The organism is Stenotrophomonas sp. PUT21 (assembly GCF_052232875.1).
Classification (GTDB): Bacteria; Pseudomonadota; Gammaproteobacteria; order Xanthomonadales; family Xanthomonadaceae; genus Stenotrophomonas; species Stenotrophomonas maltophilia_N.
Genome location: NZ_CP197645.1, coordinates 2166990 through 2188623 on the forward strand (window position 1 = coordinate 2166990; position 21634 = coordinate 2188623).

At 63.5% G+C, this 21634-nt stretch carries 14 protein-coding genes and 1 pseudogene; 8 read left to right on the plus strand and 7 right to left on the minus strand.

Annotated features, from left to right (window positions below; all coding sequences use genetic code 11):
- Positions 1 to 28: 28 nt before the first annotated feature.
- Positions 29 to 718 carry a class I SAM-dependent methyltransferase gene (locus ACTT2I_RS10025; protein WP_088434761.1) on the minus strand — a complete coding sequence of 230 codons (690 nt, stop codon included), beginning with the start codon at positions 716 to 718 and terminating at the stop codon, positions 29 to 31.
- 192 nt (positions 719 to 910) lie between these two features.
- On the opposite strand from ACTT2I_RS10025, the gene ACTT2I_RS10030 reads away from it, so the two are divergent.
- On the plus strand, positions 911 to 1312 hold the full coding sequence (locus ACTT2I_RS10030) for a hypothetical protein (protein ID WP_421099774.1): 402 nt from the start codon (positions 911 to 913) through the stop codon (positions 1310 to 1312).
- A 17-nt stretch (positions 1313 to 1329) separates the two neighbouring features.
- Here the strand turns inward: ACTT2I_RS10030 and ACTT2I_RS10035 are convergent, their stop codons facing one another.
- On the minus strand, positions 1330 to 2241 hold the full coding sequence (locus ACTT2I_RS10035) for an NAD(P)/FAD-dependent oxidoreductase (protein WP_088434776.1): 912 nt from the start codon (positions 2239 to 2241) through the stop codon (positions 1330 to 1332).
- Positions 2242 to 2498: 257 nt separating this feature from the next.
- Between ACTT2I_RS10035 and ACTT2I_RS10040 the strand changes: the two genes are divergently transcribed.
- The 3 genes from ACTT2I_RS10040 to ACTT2I_RS10050 all read left to right on the plus strand — a co-directional run bounded on the left by ACTT2I_RS10040 (position 2499) and on the right by ACTT2I_RS10050 (position 6433).
- Positions 2499 to 2930, plus strand: a complete 432-nt coding sequence (locus ACTT2I_RS10040; protein ID WP_421099773.1) for a DUF805 domain-containing protein — start codon at positions 2499 to 2501, stop codon at positions 2928 to 2930.
- An 81-nt stretch (positions 2931 to 3011) separates the two neighbouring features.
- Positions 3012 to 3941: a DUF6624 domain-containing protein gene (locus tag ACTT2I_RS10045; RefSeq protein ID WP_421099772.1), complete on the plus strand. Its 930-nt coding sequence runs from the start codon at positions 3012 to 3014 to the stop codon at positions 3939 to 3941.
- Between the two features lie 137 nt (positions 3942 to 4078).
- Entirely contained in the window at positions 4079 to 6433 is a 2355-nt protein-coding gene (locus ACTT2I_RS10050) for an arylsulfatase (RefSeq protein ID WP_421099771.1), read from the plus strand.
- 244 nt (positions 6434 to 6677) lie between these two features.
- On the opposite strand, the gene ACTT2I_RS10055 is transcribed toward ACTT2I_RS10050, so the two are convergent.
- Positions 6678 to 7094, minus strand: coding sequence for a hypothetical protein (locus ACTT2I_RS10055; RefSeq protein WP_421099770.1), 417 nt, complete (start codon positions 7092 to 7094; stop codon positions 6678 to 6680).
- Positions 7095 to 7284: 190 nt separating this feature from the next.
- On the opposite strand from ACTT2I_RS10055, the gene ACTT2I_RS10060 reads away from it, so the two are divergent.
- Positions 7285 to 7641: a hypothetical protein gene (locus ACTT2I_RS10060; RefSeq protein WP_421099769.1), complete on the plus strand. Its 357-nt coding sequence runs from the start codon at positions 7285 to 7287 to the stop codon at positions 7639 to 7641.
- Between the two features lie 5 nt (positions 7642 to 7646).
- Here ACTT2I_RS10060 and ACTT2I_RS10065 read toward each other — a convergent pair whose 3' ends face one another.
- Together ACTT2I_RS10065 and ACTT2I_RS10070 are read right to left on the minus strand one after the other, a co-directional pair.
- Positions 7647 to 8330 carry a thermonuclease family protein gene (locus tag ACTT2I_RS10065; protein ID WP_088434778.1) on the minus strand — a complete coding sequence of 228 codons (684 nt, stop codon included), beginning with the start codon at positions 8328 to 8330 and terminating at the stop codon, positions 7647 to 7649.
- Positions 8331 to 8469: 139 nt separating this feature from the next.
- Positions 8470 to 9714 (minus strand): MFS transporter, encoded by a 1245-nt coding sequence (locus ACTT2I_RS10070; RefSeq protein WP_421099768.1) that lies wholly within the window; start codon positions 9712 to 9714, stop codon positions 8470 to 8472.
- A 104-nt stretch (positions 9715 to 9818) separates the two neighbouring features.
- On the opposite strand from ACTT2I_RS10070, the gene ACTT2I_RS10075 reads away from it, so the two are divergent.
- The 3 genes from ACTT2I_RS10075 to ACTT2I_RS10085 all read left to right on the plus strand — a co-directional run bounded on the left by ACTT2I_RS10075 (position 9819) and on the right by ACTT2I_RS10085 (position 19335).
- Positions 9819 to 10784: an AraC family transcriptional regulator gene (locus ACTT2I_RS10075; protein WP_421099767.1), complete on the plus strand. Its 966-nt coding sequence runs from the start codon at positions 9819 to 9821 to the stop codon at positions 10782 to 10784.
- Between the two features lie 472 nt (positions 10785 to 11256).
- Positions 11257 to 15435, plus strand: coding sequence for an autotransporter outer membrane beta-barrel domain-containing protein (locus ACTT2I_RS10080; protein WP_421099766.1), 4179 nt, complete (start codon positions 11257 to 11259; stop codon positions 15433 to 15435).
- A gap of 438 nt (positions 15436 to 15873) precedes the next feature.
- On the plus strand, positions 15874 to 19335 hold the full coding sequence (locus tag ACTT2I_RS10085; RefSeq protein WP_421099765.1) for an autotransporter outer membrane beta-barrel domain-containing protein: 3462 nt from the start codon (positions 15874 to 15876) through the stop codon (positions 19333 to 19335).
- 108 nt (positions 19336 to 19443) lie between these two features.
- Here ACTT2I_RS10085 and mrdA read toward each other — a convergent pair whose 3' ends face one another.
- Together mrdA and ACTT2I_RS10095 are read right to left on the minus strand one after the other, a co-directional pair.
- Complete coding sequence (mrdA, locus tag ACTT2I_RS10090; protein WP_443096854.1) at positions 19444 to 21375, minus strand: penicillin-binding protein 2; 1932 nt, start codon at positions 21373 to 21375, stop codon at positions 19444 to 19446.
- A gap of 27 nt (positions 21376 to 21402) precedes the next feature.
- A pseudogene (locus ACTT2I_RS10095) lies at positions 21403 to 21618 on the minus strand (bile acid:sodium symporter); the annotation flags it as partial.
- Positions 21619 to 21634: the final 16 nt, after the last annotated feature.

Here is a 21634-nt window from a genome sequence, read left to right on the forward strand (position 1 = left end):
AGGGCAGTGGGAGGTTCATCCGTACTTTTCAGCAGCCGTGTTCTTCACCGGCGTAGGCAACCCACCCTCTGAACGACAGCGCGGCATAGAACAGACCCGGCCGCTCGAAACCCGCCGCTTCCAACAAGGCAACGTCCTCCTCCGGCGACAATGCCGGCAGACGCGTCGCCATCATCTCAGCACGTGCCGTTGCCGCTTCACCGGGCAGGCCCTGTGCCGTCACGAATGCAGACCAGCGCTGGAACCATCGCAGTTTTTCATCCGGATGGTTCGGCACGCTGTGATGGGCGATGATCAGCGGGGCACCCGGCAGGAGACGACGACGCAGCTCGCGCAGCGTATGCAGCCGCGTTTGCGCTGACAGAAAATGCAGCGTCAACAGACAGGTCGCGCCATCGAACGCCCGCTCCGGCGCGCTGTCGATGTAGCCTTCAATGAGCTCAACACGGGCAGTGCTCTCCTCCCCCAGCATTCGCCTTGCCAGCCCGAGCATCTCGGCGGAGGGATCCACGCCTGTGAACCGCCACGCCGGACTCGCCTCGGCGAAGGCCTTCAATTCCATGCCACCCCCTGCCCCGAGCACCAGCACACGTCCCTGCGGCGGCACGTGCTCGGCCAGCAGAACATGGGTCATGTGGTGCAGCGCGTGGACGCCAGGCACCTGGCGCACCAGGTTGTCGGCATAGCGGGCGACGGCATCGGGATCTGAGAAGGACATGCGGGCACCGGATTCGAGGCAGCCCTTAATGTAACATCGCCAGTTACATTAAGGCCACTAATTCAGACTTCTCTGACATTTCGCACGGGTGTGTTTTCAGTAGGATCAACTCACTCAATGCGAGTGACGCCCGCCAGGACGGCTGTCATTGCCGTCACCGTGGACCGGAAATTCAGATAAGGAGCGCCTGAAGTGAATCGACACATCCTGCTATTGCTCGTGGGTGCCGCCCTCGTCCCTGCAGCCGCTGCCAGCGACGCACCCGTTCTAAAGGGTACGAAGGAGCTGCGCGACTACTGGATCTATGACCACGCGACGTCCCTTCCCCTCGCCGAAGCCGCAGGCATGGACATCATCGTGCCGCCTGAAATGAACAGACAGGCCGTTCCCTGGAACAAGACCTACGCTGTCCGGATCGACAGCACGGGCACCGTCATCAGCGCGACGTGCACGGATTGCGCGGAAGATGATCCCGTAGCACCCATCGTTGCGCGGGGCTTCTTCGTGGAGCGCTACACCCCGGCGCCTGGAAACACCCAGCGTCTCCCCGTGCAGGTCCTGCTTCCTGCCGAGTTGATTCCCCCCGCCGGCTGAGCAGGTTCAAGCACCTGCTACTCCAACAGCCCCATCAGCGAGTGATGCACCGCCACGCCGGCCAGCGCGCCCTCGCCCACTGCCAACGCGATGCTGCCCGCCATCCGGGCCGCATCGCCGCAGGCAAACACGCCCGGCACCGTGGTCTGTTTGGCCGAATCGGTGGTGATGCACCCGCCATCCTTCAATTCGCAGCCCAGCTGCTCGGCCAGATCCGTGGACAGCCGCGAATGCGGCGAAATGAACAGCGCATCCACCTCCACCCGCCGCCCATCGGCGAGCACCACCGTGGCAGTGTCTTCCACGGCGCGCACGCGGGTCGCCTCAATCACGACGCCGCACGCTTCCAGCCGCCCACGCTGCGCGGCATCGATCTTCGCGGAAGCCTCGCTGCAGAACAGCGTGATGTTCCCCCAGTCGCACAGCAGCAGGGCCTGGGCCGCGCCGCCATCCTTCGCGCAGCCGATCACGCCGATGCGCCCTTCGAACACCTCGTAACCGTGACAGTACGGGCAATGAAAAACGCTCCGGCCCCACCGTTCGCCGATGCCCTGGATGTCGGGAAGCGCGTCGGTCACCCCGTGGGCCAGAATCACTCGCTGCGCCACGAAGGCCTGGCCCGCTTCGACACTGACCTGGAAGTTTCCGTCGTCATCGATCGCCTGTGCGGACACCGCAGCACCGGTGAGCCAGGTCAGGGTGGGATAACGCAGCAGCTCTTCGCGGGCCTGAGAGGCGATCTCTGCCGGCGGCAATCCCTCCCTGCCAAGGAACCCGTGCGCCACGCGCGCATTCCGGTTGCGCGGCGCTCCCCCGTCGATGATCAGCACCTTGCGTCGGGCGCGCACCAGCTGCAGCGCGGCGGACATGCCCGCGTAGCTGCCACCGATGATGATGACGTCAAAACGGTGGGGAGGCAGATCGGTCATGGCGCTGTCCCGGCGTTCGTAGAGTAGCGAATGCGCCAGCGTGCGGGAGGTGGGATCAACGCCGTGCGTGCTGCGCGTGAGCCCGGGCATCACACCCCCCACACGATTCAGCAGGCACTGGATTTCAGCGTGCTATACCTCCCGGCATGGGATGCATCGCGCGTCGCACTCATCGTCTCCAGGCAGTCCACCGCATTTCGAGGCCGGGCGCCTGATCAACAGGCCACTGATCAACAGACCACTTGGGCACCGCCGTCATGTCATCCATCTTCCCCACCGATAGCCCGCGCCTGCCAAGCCTCATCGATTGCCTTGGTTTCGCGCTGCTTCCATTGAAGCGCTACCGCACGTTCTCCGGCCGCGCGAGCCGCAGGGAATTCTGGGCGTTTTCGCTGCTTGCCAGCGCTGCGCTTGGCAGCTGTTATGCCTTGATGATGTGGTCTCACAGCGCGATATGGATCCAGGTCGGCATGTCAGTGGGCGCCGTGCTGGTGCCGCTGCTGCTGCTCCCCATGATCGCGGTGACGATCCGGCGACTTCACGACATCGATGAGTCAGGCTGGCTGGCCCTGATCGTGCTGGTGCCCTTGGGGGTATTCGTGTTCTTTCCGTTGATGTTGCTCCCACCAACGCCCGGCGCCAACCGCTTTGGCTCGCGCGCCCCAGAGGATCCGCAAAGCGGTGCGTGAGATTGAGAAGCTTGGCGAGGGCTTGAATTCCGGGCGCTGAAGCCGCTACGTTGTCGGTGCATTCACCAGGGAGCACCACCGATGCACGGAAGGCCGACACGACTGATAAAGGTGACCCAGGCAGCAACGCTGACGGTCGCCCTGTTCGCAGCCGCCGCTGCCGCCGCCGCTGAGCCGCCCAGCTTCTTTACCGCGCTGGATTTCTACGGCAACAACGACTACGCCGCCTGCAGCACCACCCTGAGTGACCTGCACGCGCAAGGCATCCCCTTCCCTGACGGTGGCGACCTGCTGCTGATCGAATGCACGGCGGCGGCGGGCGACCATACCGCCGCGTTTGCGTATGTGGATGCGCTGCTGGCCAGCGGTCGGCTGCCGCTTGAGGATCTGCGCACGAAACAGCGCCCGGGCCTGAATGCGCTGCGTGCCGATCCGGCCTGGCCGGCGGTGCTGCAGCGGGTCATCGCTGAAGAAAAGAAGCACGAGGCGCTACGCGATGCGCCATTGCGCCAGGCCCTGCTCGCACGCGAGGCGGAGGACCAGACAGCGCAACACGCCGCCATCGACGCTGGCGGCGGCGATGCGTGGCAGCAGACGGCGCCGGTGAGCGAAGCCAATGCAACGTGGCTGAAAGCCGTGATCGCCGAGAAAGGCTGGCCAGGCATCAGGCGGGTCGGCCGTGACGGGGCCAAGGCGGCCTGGCTGATCGTGCAGCATGCCGACCATGACCCCGCGTTCCAGGCGCAGGCGTTGGCGCTGATGCAGAACGCCGCCAAGACCGGCGACGCCGACGCCGCGGATGTAGCGCTGCTGACCGACCGGGTGCTAATCGCCCAAGGCAAGCCGCAGCGCTACGGCACCCAGTTCACGAGCGCCGCCGACGGCGTGATGGAGCTTCAGCCCACCGAGGACATGCAGACCCTGGACGCCCGGCGGCGCGCGGCGGGTCTTCAGCCCTTGGCGGCCTACAAGGCGATGCTGTCGGAGACCTACGGCAAGCCGGTGAGATAGGTTGCCGGACCACCGGCGGCAAATCGACCCGGCGTGCCGCCGCCAGTACTTCTACCTAGGCAATGGCCCGTCTATTTTCGGGTGCCAACAGGGACCGCGATGGCGACACTGGAGCTTCAGTCCATCGAGGCGCGACCATGAGCCAGGAACTCCCCGGCAGCATCCTTCCGATTCCCGACCAGGCCTACCAGGGGCCATTGTCGTTCGACGCGAAAAAGCTCGGGGTCAAGCTTCCTCCCATCACGGCCAAGCGCCCGCCGGACGGCGCGCCCAATGTCCTGCTGATCATGTTCGACGATGTCGGCTTTGGTGCCGCCAGCGCTTTCGGCGGACCGGTGCATACGCCCACTGCCGATCGGCTGGCCAACAGCGGCCTGCGCTACATCCGCTTCCATACCACCGCCCTGTGCTCGCCCACGCGTGCCGCCCTGCTCTCCGGGCGCAACCACCACGCGGTGGCCATGGGCCACATCACCGAGACCGCCACGCCGGCTCCGGGCTATCGCTCCACCCGCCCCAACTCGGTCACGCCGCTGCCGGAAATCCTGCGCCAGAACGGCTATAACACCGCCCAGTTCGGCAAGTGCCACGAAGTGCCGGTGTGGGAGTCCGGACCGACCGGCCCGTTCGACCATTGGCCGGCCTTCAGTGGATTCGAGCGCTTCTACGGCTTCATCGGCGGTGAGACCAACCAGTGGACACCCGCGCTGGTCGACGGTGTTTCCGCCATCGAGGCACCGCTGGATCCCGACTACCACCTCATGCCGGATCTGGCCGACAAGGCCATCGACTATGTCCGGCTGCAGAAGAGCCTGACGCCGGACAAACCGTTCTTCGTGTACTTCGCGCCGGGGGCGACACACGCCCCGCACCATGTCCCCAAGGACTGGATCGCCAAGTACAAGGGCAAGTTCGATCAAGGCTGGGACGCCATGCGCACCGCCACCTTCGCGCGCCAGCGCGAGCTGGGCGTCATCCCCGCCGACGCCGTGCTCACCCCGCGCCCGGAGGGTATTCCGGCATGGGAGGACATGCCGGCTGAACTCAAGCCGATCCTCGCGCATCAGATGGAAGTCTATGCCGCCTTCCTCGAGTACGCCGACCACCACACCGGCCGCGTGATCGACGCGCTGGAGGAACTCGGCGTCCTTGATGACACGCTGGTGTACTTCATCATCGGCGACAACGGCGCCTCCGCCGAGGGCGGCATCAACGGTGCCTTCATGCTCACCACCGCCTCCAACGGAGGCGCCGAGTACGAAACCGCCGCGTTCTGGCAGCAGCACCTGGACGAAGTGGGTGGACCCACGGCCTACAACCACTACGCCGTCGGCTGGGCGCATGCGTTGTGCACGCCCTACCAGTGGACCAAGCAGGTGGCCTCGCACTATGGCGGCACGCGCAACGGCACCATCGTGCATTGGCCGGCCCGGATATCGGGCAGTGGCGAACTGCGCAGCCAGTGGCACCACGTGATCGACGTGGCGCCGACCATCCTAGACCTCGCCGGCCTGGCACAACCGCATACGGTCAACGGTGTCACCCAGGTGCCGATGCACGGCGTCTCCATGGCCTACACCTTCAACGACGCCGATGCCGAGGAGCGCCACCTCACGCAGTACTTCGAGATCATGGGCAACCGGGGCATCTACCACGACGGCTGGACCGCGCAGACCAAGCACCGCACCCCCTGGGACGTGGTGGCCAAGGGCGTGGATTTCTCGCAGGACGTCTGGGAGCTGTATGACACCACCAAGGACTGGACCCAGGCCGACAACCTGGCCGCCGCGCAGCCGGACAAGCTGGCCGAGCTGCAGCAGCTGTTTCTGATCGAGGCGGTTCGCCACAACGTGCTGCCGATCGATGATCGCGCCGCCGAACGCATGAATCCCGAGCTGGCCGGCCGGCCAACGCTGACCACCGGCGACACCCTGCGGCTGTATCCGGGCATGACCCGCCTGGGCGAGAACGTGGCGATCAACGTCAAGAACCGCTCCTACGCGGTCACCGCCGAGATCGAGGCGCCGCCCAGCGGCACGCTCAACGGCGTGATCGTCGCCCAGGGCGGACGCACCGGCGGCTGGTCGTTCTTTGCCGAGAACGGCAAGCTGGGCTACCACTACAACCATTGCGGGCTGCTACGGAAGACGGTGCTGTCCGAGACCGACATCGGCACCGGCCGCCATCAGGTGCGGGTGGAGTTCGCTTACGCGGGCGGCGGGATCGGGCGCGGTGGCACGGTCACCCTGTATATCGACGGGAAAGCATCAGGTACTGGCGAGGTGGAGCGCACCCATCCGCTGTACTACTCCTTCGATGAAGGACTGGACGTGGGCATCGACACGGGGATGCCGGTGTATGAGGGCTATGTGACCGAGCGCGGCAGGTTCAACGGGATCATTCACTGGGCGGAGATCCAGCTGGACCAGGATGATCACTCGCACATGATCGATCCGGAGGCGCATCTGGAGGCGGTGATGCGGCACCAGTGACGGTCACGCTGATCTGTGGCCGTCCGCCACATCACGGCGCCCGGCCTAGGGCCGGGCCTGGATGTGGAGGCGCGGCTTACTTCTGGAGCCTCGCATGCTCCTGGGCTGCGTGCGAACGAACGACAAGGCCATAAACGTCATCAGTGCCGCTGGCGGCCTGTCGCGCCTCGGACATCCACCTTCCTGGTCGAACATGGTCGACGTGTCGATCCTTCCCGCGAGGAAGCCCTTCCCGAGACACATGTCAGACCGTGCTGTTCACCTCCCCGGGTGCTTCGTTCCGACCCATCGGTGAACGCGGTATGCACAGGGACCCAGGCGGAGGGGACCCACCGTCAACCGCCATCGTCGACATCCCTGGAGCAACCGTGCTGCTCTGTTGAAGACCCTCCTGCACCGCTGCAAGCAATCGGCGGGCACAGCGCACAGCGCTTCCCAGGGCCGGGTCCAGCCCGACGAGGTAGACGAAGCAGCCATCGAACTTCGCCGACGCCGTCTCCAGGCCTTCCGAGTACATCATCTCCCGCTTGAGCGCCTTGAACCAGCGCTTGGGTGGCTCGGCGGCCAGCTCGATCACGACAGCGGCTTCGCCGAAGCCCAGCGGCATCGCTTCGATCCTCAGCACCTGGGGGTTTGACGGGGTCTTTTGTCTGGCGGCCATTGCCCTTCTCCTCTGGAACAATGACGGAAAAGTATCCTCAGCAAGCGCCAAGAGCGCGTCAAGATTCGCTGTCGGCCGCCAATCTCCTGATGCCGTCACTGGTACGACGCAATGCGCAACGGCTGCTGGTCATATACCGCCAACGCGACAGTGGCATGCTGCCTGCTCGTGCGGGAGAGCAACGATGCGGATGACGGGAAATCTTCTGGCAGCAACAGCTGTCACGCTGAAGGTCGGCGTGGTGTTCTGGGTGCTGGTGGCCTGGCGGACACCCGGCGGCGAGCCTTGGGACGCGCCTGCGTTCTGGACCGTCGTCTATCCCATCGCACTGGGCATCGCCGCCGTTCTAGGCGCCTGCTTCCCTCGCAGGGCGTGGCTATGGGGGATGTTGCTCATGGCGCTGCAGGTGCCGGTGGTGGCCGTGATGTCGGGCGTTGGCCCGTTGCTGCTGGCCGGACTGGTGTATGCGCTGGTGCTTGCGTTGCCGGCGATGGCCGTCGCGGCAGCCGCGGGCGCGCTGCGTCGCCGCCTGCTTGGGAGGCGTTGAGACGCTCAGCGCTTGGCCGGCTGCCACCCTGCCCGCACGGCGTCCGCAGGGCTGCAGAACATACGCTCGCCACGGCTCAGGTCGATGCTCGTGCGCGCATAGTCCCGCTGGCCCGGCACGTGGTAGATCTTCCTGCCCTCGCGGGAGATGTTGCCCTTGATGCGGCATCCGCCCGGCGCCGGCTGCGTGGCCACCGGGGCGTGTCGCGCGGCCTGGTCACGCTTGCTGCGACGATAGTCCGCTGGCATCTGGAACGGCCCCTGCCAGAGGTTCCGCTGGTGCTGGCGCGCGTCGGCTTCGTCTGCGATGAATGCCGTGGCGTACTGGCGATACGCGACCGCCCAACCGGAGCGCACCATCCACCGATTGACCGACGCCCCCTGGACAAAGCACTCCGCCACCACCCTGCCGTAGCGGTCGGTGTCCTTGGGCTGGCAACGCACGGTCTTGTCCAGCAGATACTCATCCAGCACGGCGGCTGACCGCCGCCCACAGGGCCAGGGACGTCCGTCTTTGGCGGTGCATTGCTGGGCGCTTTCCGGCGCATCGATGCCCCAGAGGCGGATGCGCTGCTTGGCCACGGTGAGAGTGTCCCCATCCGTGACCGTCGCGCGGCCAACCAGCTCTGCTGCCACACCAGGAACCCACGCGGAAACCAAAAGCAACACCACCAGACCTTTCACCACCATCAACAACAACGTCCTTCAAGTGCACGCTCGGGAGCGAGCGCCAGTTAAAACAGGGCCGAGCACTTTAGCGGAAGCGGCGACAGGACGCCGACTACATCGACAGTCCTTCACTCCCGACGTGCATTCCGGGTACGGTCGCCTAGATATGAAACGCCGGACCTGCCGACAACGCCGCCGAGCTCACCCTGACCCGGAACGCAATGAGCAGGCTGGCGAGGAGCATCACCGCCGCGGCAACACCAAGGACTGCGACGATGCCGCCCAGTCCGAACACCAGGCCGCCCAAGGCGGCGCCCGCGGCGATGGACGACTGCACGGCAGCGACCACCATCCCGCCCGCACTCTCCGCCTGGTCGGGCACCGCACGTGCGACCCAGCTCGACCACGCCACCGGCACGCCACCGAAGGCCAGACCCCAGAGCGCGACTAGGATCGACAGCCCGCCAGTGCCCACCGGCAACAGGAGCATGCCCAGAGCAGCTACGCCAACCACGGCAGGCATGATCACCAACGTGACCTTCAAACTGCGCTCCATGAGCCAGCCGGCCAGCAGTGTGCCCACAAAGTTCGCCACACCGAATCCGAGCAGAATCAGCGCCAGGCCATCAGCGCTCATCTGGCCCAGGCTTTCCAACGTCGGGCGGATATAGGTAAAGAGCGAGTACTGACCGGTGTGCGCCAGAACGCAGCCCAACATTCCGACTGCAACGCCTGGCCGGCGCAGGAGGCCGACCACCGACTCCGGGATCGCCACCTTGCGCGGCGCCATGCGGGGCAGCGTGAACCACTGGAACGCGAACGTGAGTCCACCTACCGCCGTCGCCGCCCAGAAGGCGCTGCGCCAACCCAGCAGGCCTCCCAGGTAACTCCCCAAAGGAACGGAGACCACTGTGCCGACCGCAATCCCGCTGAAGATGATGGACAGCGCGCGAGGCACGCGCTGTGCCGGCACCAACCGCATCGCCACGGCCGCTGCCATGCTCCAGAAACCGCCCAGCGCAATGCCCAAGAGCACGCGCATCACCAGCAGGACCCCCATGCTGGATGACAACGCCACCAAGGCGTTGGAGAGAATCATCAGGGCCGTGAAACTCAACAGCACCAGGCGCCTGTCTATCGAACGGGTCAGCCGCGGCACAAGCAGGCCAGCGAACAGCGCCACAACCGCAGTGACCGTCACGGCTTGGCCGGCCAGCGCCTCCGACACCCCGAGGTCCGCCGCCATCGGCGTCAACAGACTGGCCGGCAGATACTCCGCCGTGAGCAGCCCGAAGACCCCCATGGCCAGCGAGAACACCGCCACCCATGCCGGGGAAGAAGGCTCCCCGCTCCCCCTGTCCACAGCATCAGGCGTGTTCGCGGCATCAACTACGTTATTGCTCATCACAGATCCCAGTCCATTCGTGCAGCCGAGAGTCTAGGGAGCCGAGTCAGGATGATCTATGATTGCCCGACCTATATTTTTGATCGAAACCCCTGGCCATCTCAATGAGTCACGCTCCACCCCAGCCCGCCGACCTGATCACCCCGCTGTTGACCGGCATGCGGCTGCATGGCGTTCAATACCGACGCATTCAGACCGGGCCGAGCTTTGGGCTTGGATTTCCGCCGAAGCCAGGCCATGCCTATTTCCACTACCTGGCCGTAGGCACTGCGATTCTTCGCGGCGCGGATGGCAGCCAACACCGGTTGTCCGCCGGGGATGTCGTGCTTGTTCCACGCGGAGACGAACACGCGCTGCTGTCTGGCGCCGACCACCCCGTCCAGTGCCTGGAAACGATAGACGCCGCCCCGCTGGGTGACGCAGTGAGCGGGATAGACACGTGCCCGAGCACACATGCCGTGCCAAGCGCCGTGCTCTTCCACGGCTGCATGGTGTTCGATCTGGGTGGCATGCAAGGGTTGAGCAAGGTGATGCCGGCGGTGATGTTGGCCGATGGCAACGCCACTGCGTTCCCGGGGCTGCTGCCGATGGTCGACGCGATGAAGCGCGAAGTGTGCTCTGGACGTATTGGATACGCAGCAATCCTTGCCCGGCTGGCGGATGCAGTGGCCGCCATGATCGTCCGTGACTGGGTCGAGCGCGGTTGCGACGGCGCATCGGGCCTGGTCATGGCCATGCGCGATCCTCGTCTATCGCTGGCGTTGCTTGCGCTGCACAGCGACCCTGGGCGTGACTGGACCGTCGAGGCACTGGCTGCGGAATCGAACATGTCACGGTCGGTCTTTGCAGAGCGGTTCCAGACCGTCATGGGAACCGCACCCCTGCGGTACGTGACCGAGCTGCGGATGCAATTGGCGAGTCAATGGCTGAGCCAGCAAAGCCTATCCATCGAGGGGGTGGCAGAACGTCTTGGCTACGCATCGCAGGCTGCCTTTAGTCGCGCGTACAAACGCGTCATGGGGCACTCGCCTGGGGCGGCTCGGCGGGGGCGCTCCTTGGCCTCTCCCTAGGAGCGGCGCCAGCCCTACCCCGTCCAATGGGTGACGGAAACCCGTTTGGGAGACTGCCGGTCAATGCTGCGCCGTGCTCAGCCGCTGTAGACGGAAGAACGTCACACGGTGCGCAGCGTGCGAGCAATGCCCTCGCGCCGTGCATTGCCCCTGGTCGGACTCGATGGCCGCATGCGCCTTTCCCAGCGCCGCTCGCCTCGAGAGCGTCAAGGGTGATCGAAATGGTCAGGCAATGCTTTGATTCGACCTATTGCCGCGCCCTGCACAAAACGCGACGACACGTGAACGGCGCCGGTTCACAAATGGCATTTACAACTAATTGCATAGGACGGGGACGAAGACGTCACTAGTTTTGCGACTGCCGACACACATTGGCCGGTTGCAATTCAGTTGCGCCGCAGTTGCCAGGGATTGACCTCCGTAACCGGGAGGCGGCCGGGCGAGGTTTTCCACCCTTCTGTGATGAAATTACATGAACCGTGTAACCCGCAACAAGCTCTCCCACCACGCCCTCTCGCTTGCCATTGGCGGCGCCCTCTCGCTGGCGGCCACGGCCGCCTTGGCCGCCGATGCAGACCGTCAGGTTGCCGACGGCACTGTCATCACCGTCCCGGCGGGCAGCATCGACACTACTGGCGATTATGCGCATGCGCTGGAAGCGATCAACGGCGGCACCATTTCGGCCACCGATACTGATCTGGCCACCCATGGTTACCGCGCACAGGGCATTTTCGCCGATGGCGCCGGCAGCACCGTCACGCTTACCGGCGGATCGATCACTGTCGACGGCACCGACAGCGGTGGCGGGCTCGCCCGCAACGGCGCGGCACTGGTTGTTGACGGCACCAATATCAATGTCTCGGGTAACGGCGTACACGGCTTGGCTGCTTTTGCCGGCGGCCAGGTGACCGCACGCAACACCCACATCGAGTCTACGGGCCAAGGGGACCACGGCGTTGACGCGCGTGATGCGGGCAGCCGCCTGGAGATCAGCGACAGCACCATCCATACGACCGGCAACAACGCGTCGGGCATGTTCGCCAACCTCGGCGGCCAGCTCACCGCCGATCGGGTTGATGTTCACACCGAGGGCAACACCAGCTATGGCGTGCTGATCGGGAGTGGCACGCTGGAAATGCGCGACTCCACCATCCGTACCGACGGCGATTATGCCTCTGGCGTGATCGGTAAAATCGGCGCGCAGATCGGGCTTCGCAACAGCAGCATCACCACGGCTGGCAACTTCAACGCGGGTGTGCATGCCGACGGCGAGGCCACGATCAAAGCCGATGGCGTGGAAATCTCCACCGCCGGCACCACCGCAGTTGGCGTGCTTGCCAGCGGTGCGGACGCATCGATCATCTTCAATGGTGGCAGGATCCAGACCACCGGCGTCAACAGCGATGGGGCGCGGGTGAGCAACGACGGTCATCTGGAGATCGGCCGCGATGCTGGCGGCAATGGCACGTTGATCCAGATCAGCGGCGACAACGCTCGCGGTGCCTGGATCGACAAAGGCACCGCCCGCATCGACGGCGCCACCATCGAAATCAATGGGGGCCGTGGCACCGGTATCGTCGGCGCGGCCGGTGTCGTCACCTCGCATGGCGGGGATGCGCAGGTGACCAACACCACCATCAACACCACCGGCTTCTGGGCCGATGGCGTGGATGTCGAGGGAGATTCCTCGATGACGGTGGCCAACAGCAGCATCCATACCACCGGAAACAACGCCAAGGGTGCGGTGGCCTATGACGGCAACGCCTCGCTGGTTCTGGACAACGTAAGCATCCGCACGGAGGGCGCCACCGCCCGCGGCGTCGTCGCCAGCGGGGTGGCCACCAACGTGTCGATGACCGGCGGCAGCATCACCACTACGGGTGCCAGCAGCAAGGGCGCCCAAGCCATCTCCGGCGCTGCCCTGCAGCTGGGCCAGGTGAACATCGATGCCTCCGGAACCGGGGTCCAGGCATCGGGTGACAGCCGGGTGGATATGTCCAACGTCACCGTGCTGACCCACGAGGGCTATGCACACGGCATCGAGGCGACCGGCAACGGGGCGACGGTGACCGGCAGCAACGTGCATTCGACCACCGAAGGTGAGCACGCCTATGGCCTGCGCGCCAACGATGGCGGCTCGGTGGAGCTGGACGCGGTGACGGTCAACACCAAGGGTGCGTACGCCCACGGGGCGGTGGCTGATACTGCTGGCTCGCGGTTGAAGACGAGCAACACGAACATCACCACTACCGGTGACGTGGGCATGGGTGCCCGCGCCTTCGATGGCGGCATCGTCGACATCGCCGACGCCTCCGTGACTACCTATGGCAACGGCGCCTATGGGCTGGATTCGATGACCGGTGGCTCGGTGCTGAACGCCGACAATGTGCGGGTGGAGACCTTTGGCACCAGCTTTGGTGGCACCACCGCTTCGGCCGTCGTGGCCGAATGGGGCGGACAGGTGAACATCAGCAATGCCGACATCGTGACCCATGGCGTTTCTTCGATCGGCCTGCTGTCTCAGGTCGGTGGCAGCGCCGGTGATCCCGATACCGTCCTCAATGCCCACAAGGTGCAGGTAATGACCTCCGGCGAGAACGCCTTTGGTGCGATGGCCTGCTCGCTGGTCGTGGGGGCTGGCGATGCCTGTGCCAGCCCGATCCATTCCGGCACGGCCGCCGATGGCGCCCGCGCAATGCTCAACATCACCGACAGCTCCATCCAGACCACCGGTGTCGGCAGCCACGGGCTGTATGCCTATGGTCCCGCAGGCGCGGCGCTCGTCGCCACCGGCAGCCAGGTGCTGACCACGGGCGATGGCGCGCATGGCGCCGTGGCCGAATTCGGCGCAGATCTCCAGCTGATCGATTCCCAGGTGCGTGCCGAAGGCGTCGGCGCCGTCGGTGCTGACGTGATTGGCAGCACGCTGGGCATGTCGGGCGGCACCCTTTTCAGCGTGCAGGACAGCGCCATCCGTAGCGAAGGCGGTGACATCACATTGGCGGCCGCTGCCCAGATCAGTGCTGGTAATGGCGTGTTCGTGGAGCAGGTTGGCGATGACGCCAGCACGGTACGCATGCAGGACCGCGTCGTCGCTGTCGGCGACATCGTGTTCGGCGCCGGCGCCACGACCGCCGCTACCACGCTGCAGCTGAGCAACGACTCGGCGTGGATCGGCAAGACCGCCGGCGTGATCGATGATCTTTCGATCGCCAGCGGCTCGCGCTGGCAGATGACCGGCGATTCCGAGGTGGGTCAACTCCGCCTGGATCATGGCATCGTCGCCTTTGACCCGACGACCACGGGCACCTTCAAGACCCTGACCGTCAACGGTGATTTCGAGGCCGACAACGGCCTGCTGCTGATGAACACCGCATTGGGCGACGACAACTCGGGCACCGACAAACTTCACGTGCTGGGCAACACGTCGGGCACCGCAGGGGTCGCGGTGAACAACCTCGGCGGCCTGGGTGCTGAAACCCAGGACGGCATCCAGATCATCGAGGTAGATGGACGTTCGGATGCCCGTTTCGACCTGTCGGGTCGCGCGGTTGCTGGCCAGTATGAGTACTTCCTCTACCAGGGCGGCAAGAGCGACCCGAATGATGGCGATTGGTACCTGCGCTCGGAGATGAGCCCGGTCGATCCGGGCACGGACCCCGGCGCGGATCCGGTGATCAACCCGCCGGCACCGGTGCAGCGCCCGGAGGGTGGCGCGTACCTGGCAAACCAGGCCGCGGCCGTCGGCATGTTCGACCTGACCCTGCACGAGCGCGTGGGCGAGCCGAACCTGGCTGAGCGTCAGCGCTCGGGCAACAACGTGGGCAGTGTCTGGGTCCGAACCACCAGCGACCACCCTCACTACCGGATCAACGATCAGTTGGCCGGGCAAGGACGGCAGAGCGTGCTGCAGATTGGCACCGACCTGACCCATTGGGGAAGTGAAGACCGTGGCGTGCTGGGTGTGATGGCCGCAAACGGCCAGTCCCGAAGCCAGGTGACCTCCGACCTCACCGGCTACAGTGCCCAGGGTCGCGTTGACGGTCGGGCCGTTGGTGTCTACGCCACCTGGATCCAGGGTGCGAAGAACGATGGCGGCCTCTATGTCGACAGCTGGCTGCAGGCGGCTCGATTCAAGAATTCGGTGCAGGGCGATTCCTTGGCCCAGGAGAACTATCGCTCGCGCTCCACTGCAGCCTCTCTCGAAGCGGGCTATGCGATGCGTCTGACCAACAATGAGAACAGTGCCCTGTATCTGGAGCCGCAGGTCCAGGCAATCTGGACGGACTACCGGATGGAAGGCGGCAACCACCAGGAAGTGAACGGGACTGTGGTCAGCAAAGGCGACGCGGGTGGCCTGCAGACCCGCGTCGGCGCTCGCCTGTATGGGCACGCCACTGCGGAAACCGGCAATCGCGTGCAGCCGTTCGTCGCGGTGAACTGGATCCGCAATCCCAGCCACGCGAACTCGGTGTGGATGGATCAAACCCTGCTGGAAGGCGTCGTGCCGCGGGATGTGTACGAAGCCAAGGCAGGCGTCCAGCTGCAACTTTCGCCGCGCCTTACCGGCTGGGGTGAGCTGAACACCCAGCGTGGCGCCTACGGCTTCAGCAGCATGGGTGCGCAGATGGGCGTCAAGTACGCCTGGTAATCGAAACCTGACTGCGGTCCAGACGAGGGCACCTTCAAGGTGCCCTCTTCTGTTTCCCGTCCGGACGCTGCCGGGTGCATTGAGCGCGTGTTGGACTGGCCGAAGGTTCTCGGACCGCAATAGGGTGACAACCCGCCGCGCTGGCGCGGGCCCTTAGAGAATCTGCTCCCTAAGACGGGCAAGGTAAGGCCGAAGGCACCGAACAAATATAGAAGCGAGCAATGCTGAGCCGCCCCACCTCACGAACCTTAATGCCTCCCTGCTCAGTCCGCGAATCTGTACTTGCTGGTTCATATGGCAATGAATCAGCAGTGAACAAATTTGTGACCTGGAACTCATTTACAACTAATTGCATATCGTGTCGCCTTCACCCCTTCTACCTTGCAGCCCTTCATCTAGATCGACGCCACCCGGCGTCCTAATCAAGGGCTCAAGTGCATGAAATCTGAGATTCTCCGCAGTAGCTTGTATGTCGCCATTGCTTCAGTGATCAGCATCTCGGGGACTGCTACCGCTAGTGCCGGCGACCCGATCGTCGCCGATGGCATTCATATCGATACCAGCGGCGAAACCACTGAGGGAGCTGGCTATCTCGGTCATGCGATGAGCGCCATCAACGGCGGCAGCATCACCGCCTCTGACATGACGCTATCCACCACCGGCTTACAGGCCTCTGGCGCCAATGCTAGCGGTGCGGGCAGCCATATCGAGATAAGCAACAGCACCATCACCACCTCCGGGTATGTGTCGCCCGGCCTGAACGCCGAAGCCGGCGGTAAGATCATCGCGGAAGGAGTGACGTTCAATTCCACGGGCGAAAACGGGCGGGGCGTCCAAGCGAGCGGTGCCGGTAGCGAGGTGACGTTCAATGGTGGGAGCATCAGCACCGCACAACTGTACGCGGACGGTGTTCGCGCCAGAAACGGCGGCACGATCAACATAGGCCGTGACAGCAGCGGTAACGGCAGCGTTATCACGGTCGCTGGAGGCGCGTGGGGCGGCATCGTCGGAGGAGGAGCCTCGGGGAGCGGAAAGTTAAACATTGACGGCGCCAACTTCCGGGTCCTATCTGGCCTCCTCGCCCAAGGCAATGATGCCGCGCTCAATGTCACCGACACCACAATCGAGTCCCGCGCGGGGGCAGTGCTGGTCGACGCTGGCGGCCAGGCCAGTCTCCAGAACGTTACGATCCGCTCGGGTCAGCCCACCCGCACCGGCAGCTCGGGGGTCGTAGTGCAGGACGGTTCTCACGCGGATGTCATCGACTCCTTGATCAATACGGCTGGTGATCTGTCCCACGGCATCCATGTGAAGAGCAATGGAACCGCCGACGTGGTTGGCTCCGAGATCGTCACCTCTGGCAACCTCGATGCACACGGCGTTTTTGTCGAATCCGACGGGCGCACGACCATCGTTACCAGCAGCATCACGACGACCGGGGCTGATCGCTCCCATGGCCTTGCCGCAACCAGCGGCGGAGCCATTGAGGCGAGCAAGGTGAGCATTCGCACGCAAGGCCAGTGGTCTCGTGGTGTAGACGCCCGAGACAATGGATCCATCAAAATCTCAGACAGCGATGTGACCACTGACGGTGTCGCTGCCCATGGGCTGCTCGCTAGTAATGGCGGCAGCATCATCTCCGATGGCACGCACATCAATACGCTTGGAAGTGGTGCGCAAGGTGTACTTGCACATGGGGGCACTATTATCTTCAACAATGGGAGCGTACGTAACGAGGGAGTTCAAACCCACGGTCTCCAAGCATCCGACTCAGGCAATCTTACCGCTGAAAACACGTCGGTTCACATGCTGGGCACAGGAAGCTCCGCGATTTATGTGGAAAGCAACGGATCCTTCAACGGCAGCAATCTGACGTTGTTGGCGGAAGGCGAGTCCGGCAAGGGAGTATTCATGAATAGTCCTGCAGCTGCGCCACTATCGCTTAGCCACTCAACCATAGCCGTCACCGGAGCAAACGCAGCCGGCGTTCAGATCATGAGTGGCGAAGGCAGGTTTGATGATGTGGCGGTCGAAACGACGGGCGTCGCATCCACCGCTGTGCAGGTAAATGGCGCACAGTCCCGCGCAGAGTTTCATGACAGCCAAATCGTTTCCGAAGGCGTTAATTCGAGCGCGGCAAGCCTTCTGGACGGCGCCACGCTATACATCAGCAACAGCGCCCTGAACAGCCAAGCCGCCGCGGCACTGTTGATGGAAAATGGCACATTCACGGCCGCCAATGGCACCACCATCGAAGGCAATGGCACGCTTGCCCAGTTCGGCTCGGATAGCGCCAACACCCTTAACTTCGACCAGAATGTTGTTGCGTTGGGTGATATCCGGTTTACCGAGGATGCCCTGGATGCCGATGGCAACGGTACTTTGGATCGCACCTCAGCATTGTCGCTGGACCACGGCAGCTATTGGCGCGGCGCTACCGATGCAGTCGGCAGCGTCACGCTTTCCAACGGCAGCCGCTGGGACGTGACCAGCGATTCGCAGATCGGCGAACTATCGCTGGCCAATGCCACCCTCGCCTTCGACCACGCTGACGGCCACTACAAGACGGTCACGGTCGATGGCGACTTCCAGGCGGACAACGGCCTGCTGCTGATGAACACCGCATTGGGCGACGACAACTCGGGCACCGACAAACTGCACGTGCTGGGCAACACGTCGGGCACCGCAGCCGTCGCGGTCAACAACTTGGGCGGGCTGGGTGCCGAAACGCAGGACGGCATCCAGATCATCGAGGTGGATGGGCGTTCGGATGCCCGTTTCGACCTGTCTGGTCGCGCGGTTGCAGGCCAGTACGAGTACTTCCTCTACCAGGGCGGCAAGAGCGACCCGAATGATGGCGATTGGTACCTGCGCTCGGAGATGAGCCCGGTCGATCCGGGCACGGACCCCGGCACGGATCCGGTCATTGACCCGCCGGCACCGGTGCAGCGCCCGGAGGGTGGCGCGTACCTGGCAAACCAGGCCGCAGCTGTCGGCATGTTCGACCTGACCCTGCACGAGCGCGTTGGCGAGCCGAACCTGACTGAGCGTCAGCGCTCGGGCAACAACGTGGGCAGTGTCTGGGTCCGAACCACCAGCGACCACCCTCACTACCGGATCAACGATCAGTTGGCCGGGCAAGGACGGCAGAGCGTGCTGCAGATTGGCACCGACCTGACCCATTGGGGAAGTGAAGACCGTGGCGTGCTGGGTGTGATGGCCGCAAACGGCCAGTCCCGAAGCCAGGTGACCTCCGACCTCACCGGCTACAGTGCCCAGGGTCGCGTTGACGGTCGGGCCGTTGGTGTCTACGCCACCTGGATCCAGGGTGCGAAGAACGATGGCGGCCTCTATGTCGACAGCTGGCTGCAGACGGCTCGATTCAAGAATTCGGTGCAGGGCGATGCCTTGGCCCAGGAGAACTATCGCTCGCGCTCCACTGCAGCCTCTCTCGAAGCGGGCTATGCGATGCGTCTGACCAACAATGAGAACAGTGCCGTGTATCTGGAGCCGCAGGTCCAGGCAATCTGGACGGACTACCGGATGGAAGGCGGCAACCACCAGGAAGTGAACGGGACTGTGGTCAGCAAAGGCGACGCGGGTGGCCTGCAGACCCGCGTCGGCGCTCGCCTGTATGGGCACGCCACTGCGGAAACCGGCAATCGCGTGCAACCGTTCGTCGCGGTGAACTGGATCCGCAATCCCGGCCACGCGAACTCGGTGTGGATGGATCAAACCCTGCTGGAAGGCGTCGTGCCGCGGGACGTGTACGAAGCCAAGGCAGGCGTCCAGCTGCAGCTTTCGCCGCGCCTTACCGGCTGGGGTGAGCTGAACACCCAGCGTGGCGCCTACGGCTTCAGCAGCATGGGTGCGCAGATGGGCGTCAAGTACGCCTGGTAATCAAGACCTGACTGCGGTCCAGACGAGGGCACCTTCAAGGTGCCCTCTTCTGTTTTCCGTCCGGACGCTGGGCCGTCAGAAAAAATGCGCTCGCACATTCCCCGAGCTTCAAGGATGGACTTGAGCGTCCCCATGACCATTCCCTGCATCGGTTCCTGACGCTCCAGACAACCACGCGTCGAACACCTTTCGCGCGATGGGTGCTGCGGCGGCACCGCCATAACCCCCGCCCTCCACGGTGACTGCGATCGCGATCTCGGGGTGATCAGCTGGCGCGAATCCGACGAAAAGTGCGCGGTGTCGCAGGTGAAGAGCAAGGCTTTTCGGGTTTACCGCTGCAGCGCCCCGACGACTGATGACCTGCGCCGTGCCTGTCTTCCCTGCGATCGCGTAACTCGCCCCCACCGCCGCACGCCATGCTCCACCCCCGGGGCGCATGGTCGCCATCATCCCATCGCGAATCGCTTGCACATTGGACGGATTGCGGCTGACCGGCTTGCCAGGGCTCAAAGGAAGCGTCGTCCAATGCTCGTCAAAGCCCCCACGCTCCTGGACTACCAGATGTGGCCTTCGCAGCTGACCATCCGCAATGCCTGCCACGCCTTGAACCAATTGGACAGGAGTCACGCTCCAATCTCCTTGGCCGATGCTCACGTTGACCGTGTCCCCTGGATACCATGGCTGCTTACGGCTCTTTCGCTTGACATCGGGGGACGGAAGAATTCCTCCGATCTCGCCAGGTAGATCAATGCCTGTCGGCTGACCAAAACCGTAATACGCCATGTAGCTGTCGAAGCGCTCAATACCGAGTTCCAGAGCCAGCTTGTAGTAATACGTATTCACAGACTGCGCTATCGACTTGCTTAGATCAGTCCATCCATGGCCCCCGCGATGTGAATCACCCCACCCTCGAGAATAGCCTGGCAGGTAAAACATCCCGGTAGACAGGACGCTATCGTCTGGGCGACGAAGCCCTGAATCGAGCCCAGCCAAGCCGATCAGCGGCTTGATCGTAGAGCCGGGTGCCACTCCGCCCAGCACCAAGCGATTGAATTGCGGGCGCGACGGATTGCTGTTGATTGCGTTGAATTCACTATGACTCATGCCGCGTATGAACATGTTTGGGTCGTAAGAAGGAAGGCTAACCATCGCTAGAACTTCGCCTGTGCGTGGATCTACAGCAATTGCAGCACCTTCCTGGCTTCCAAACGCCTCTGTCATAACCTGCTGGAGATCGATATCAATCGATAGCCTCAAGTCCTTACCAGAATGCGCCGGCAGACGCCCAATTGTTCGTACTGATCGGCCTTGAGCATTGGTCTCCACCTGTTCGTACCCAATCTTCCCGCGTAGTTCTGTCTCGTAGTAGCGTTCAATGCCGGACTTCCCTATGTGCGTGAGATCGCCCCCCTCTACATCAAGACCACTAAGCTCTTGCTCATTGATTTGCCCTACATATCCGATGATGTGTGAAAGAAGATCTCCATAAGGATAGTGGCGTATAAGATGCGGCTGCAGCTCAAGGCCGGGGAAACGCCAAAGATCGATGGCAAAGCGCGCCATCTCCTCCTCAGTCAAACGAGACTTCACCGTAATTGACGCCCCTCTTCTCCGAACACGCAGCGCCGCCTTGAACGAATCCAACTCGTTCTCGCCAAGCGGAATGATCGTTGAGATTTCGCGAATCGTATCGTCGACGTTCGCCACTTCCTCTGGCGTCAAAACCAAACGAAATGCAGGAACATTGTCGGCGAGAAGGCGCCCCCTGCGATCGTAGATCATGCCTCGCGCGGGGATGGAAGGCTTCAGTCTTATCCGGTTTTGATCAGAGCGTGTGGCATACAGATCATGATCGAGCACTTGCAGCTTGAAATACCACGCGGCCAAACCGACCAGGGAAATCAGGGTGGCAGTGAAGCCAATCAATGCCCGCCTCCGAAACAGCGCAGCTTCGGTACGATGATCTCTTATCTTTCGCGATCTTTGCATTGCTAGAGGACGTGAAAAAAAGGCAGAGCCACGGCAGTCGCAGGCAAACATTTCAGCGGCATCTCGGATCAACCACGTTTACTTTTGTATTTCTTTATGCCCATCCAGCGCGTAGTGCCGCGCCAACACCGCGCACACCATCAGCTGAATCTGATGGAAGATCATCAGAGGGAGCAAGACGTGGCCAAGTGTCGCGCCCGCGAACAACACACTCGCCATGGGAACACCGTTTGCCATGCTCTTTTTGGACCCACAGAAGACGATGGTGATGCGGTCCTCTCGATCAAAGTGAATCGCCCAGGGTTCCGTA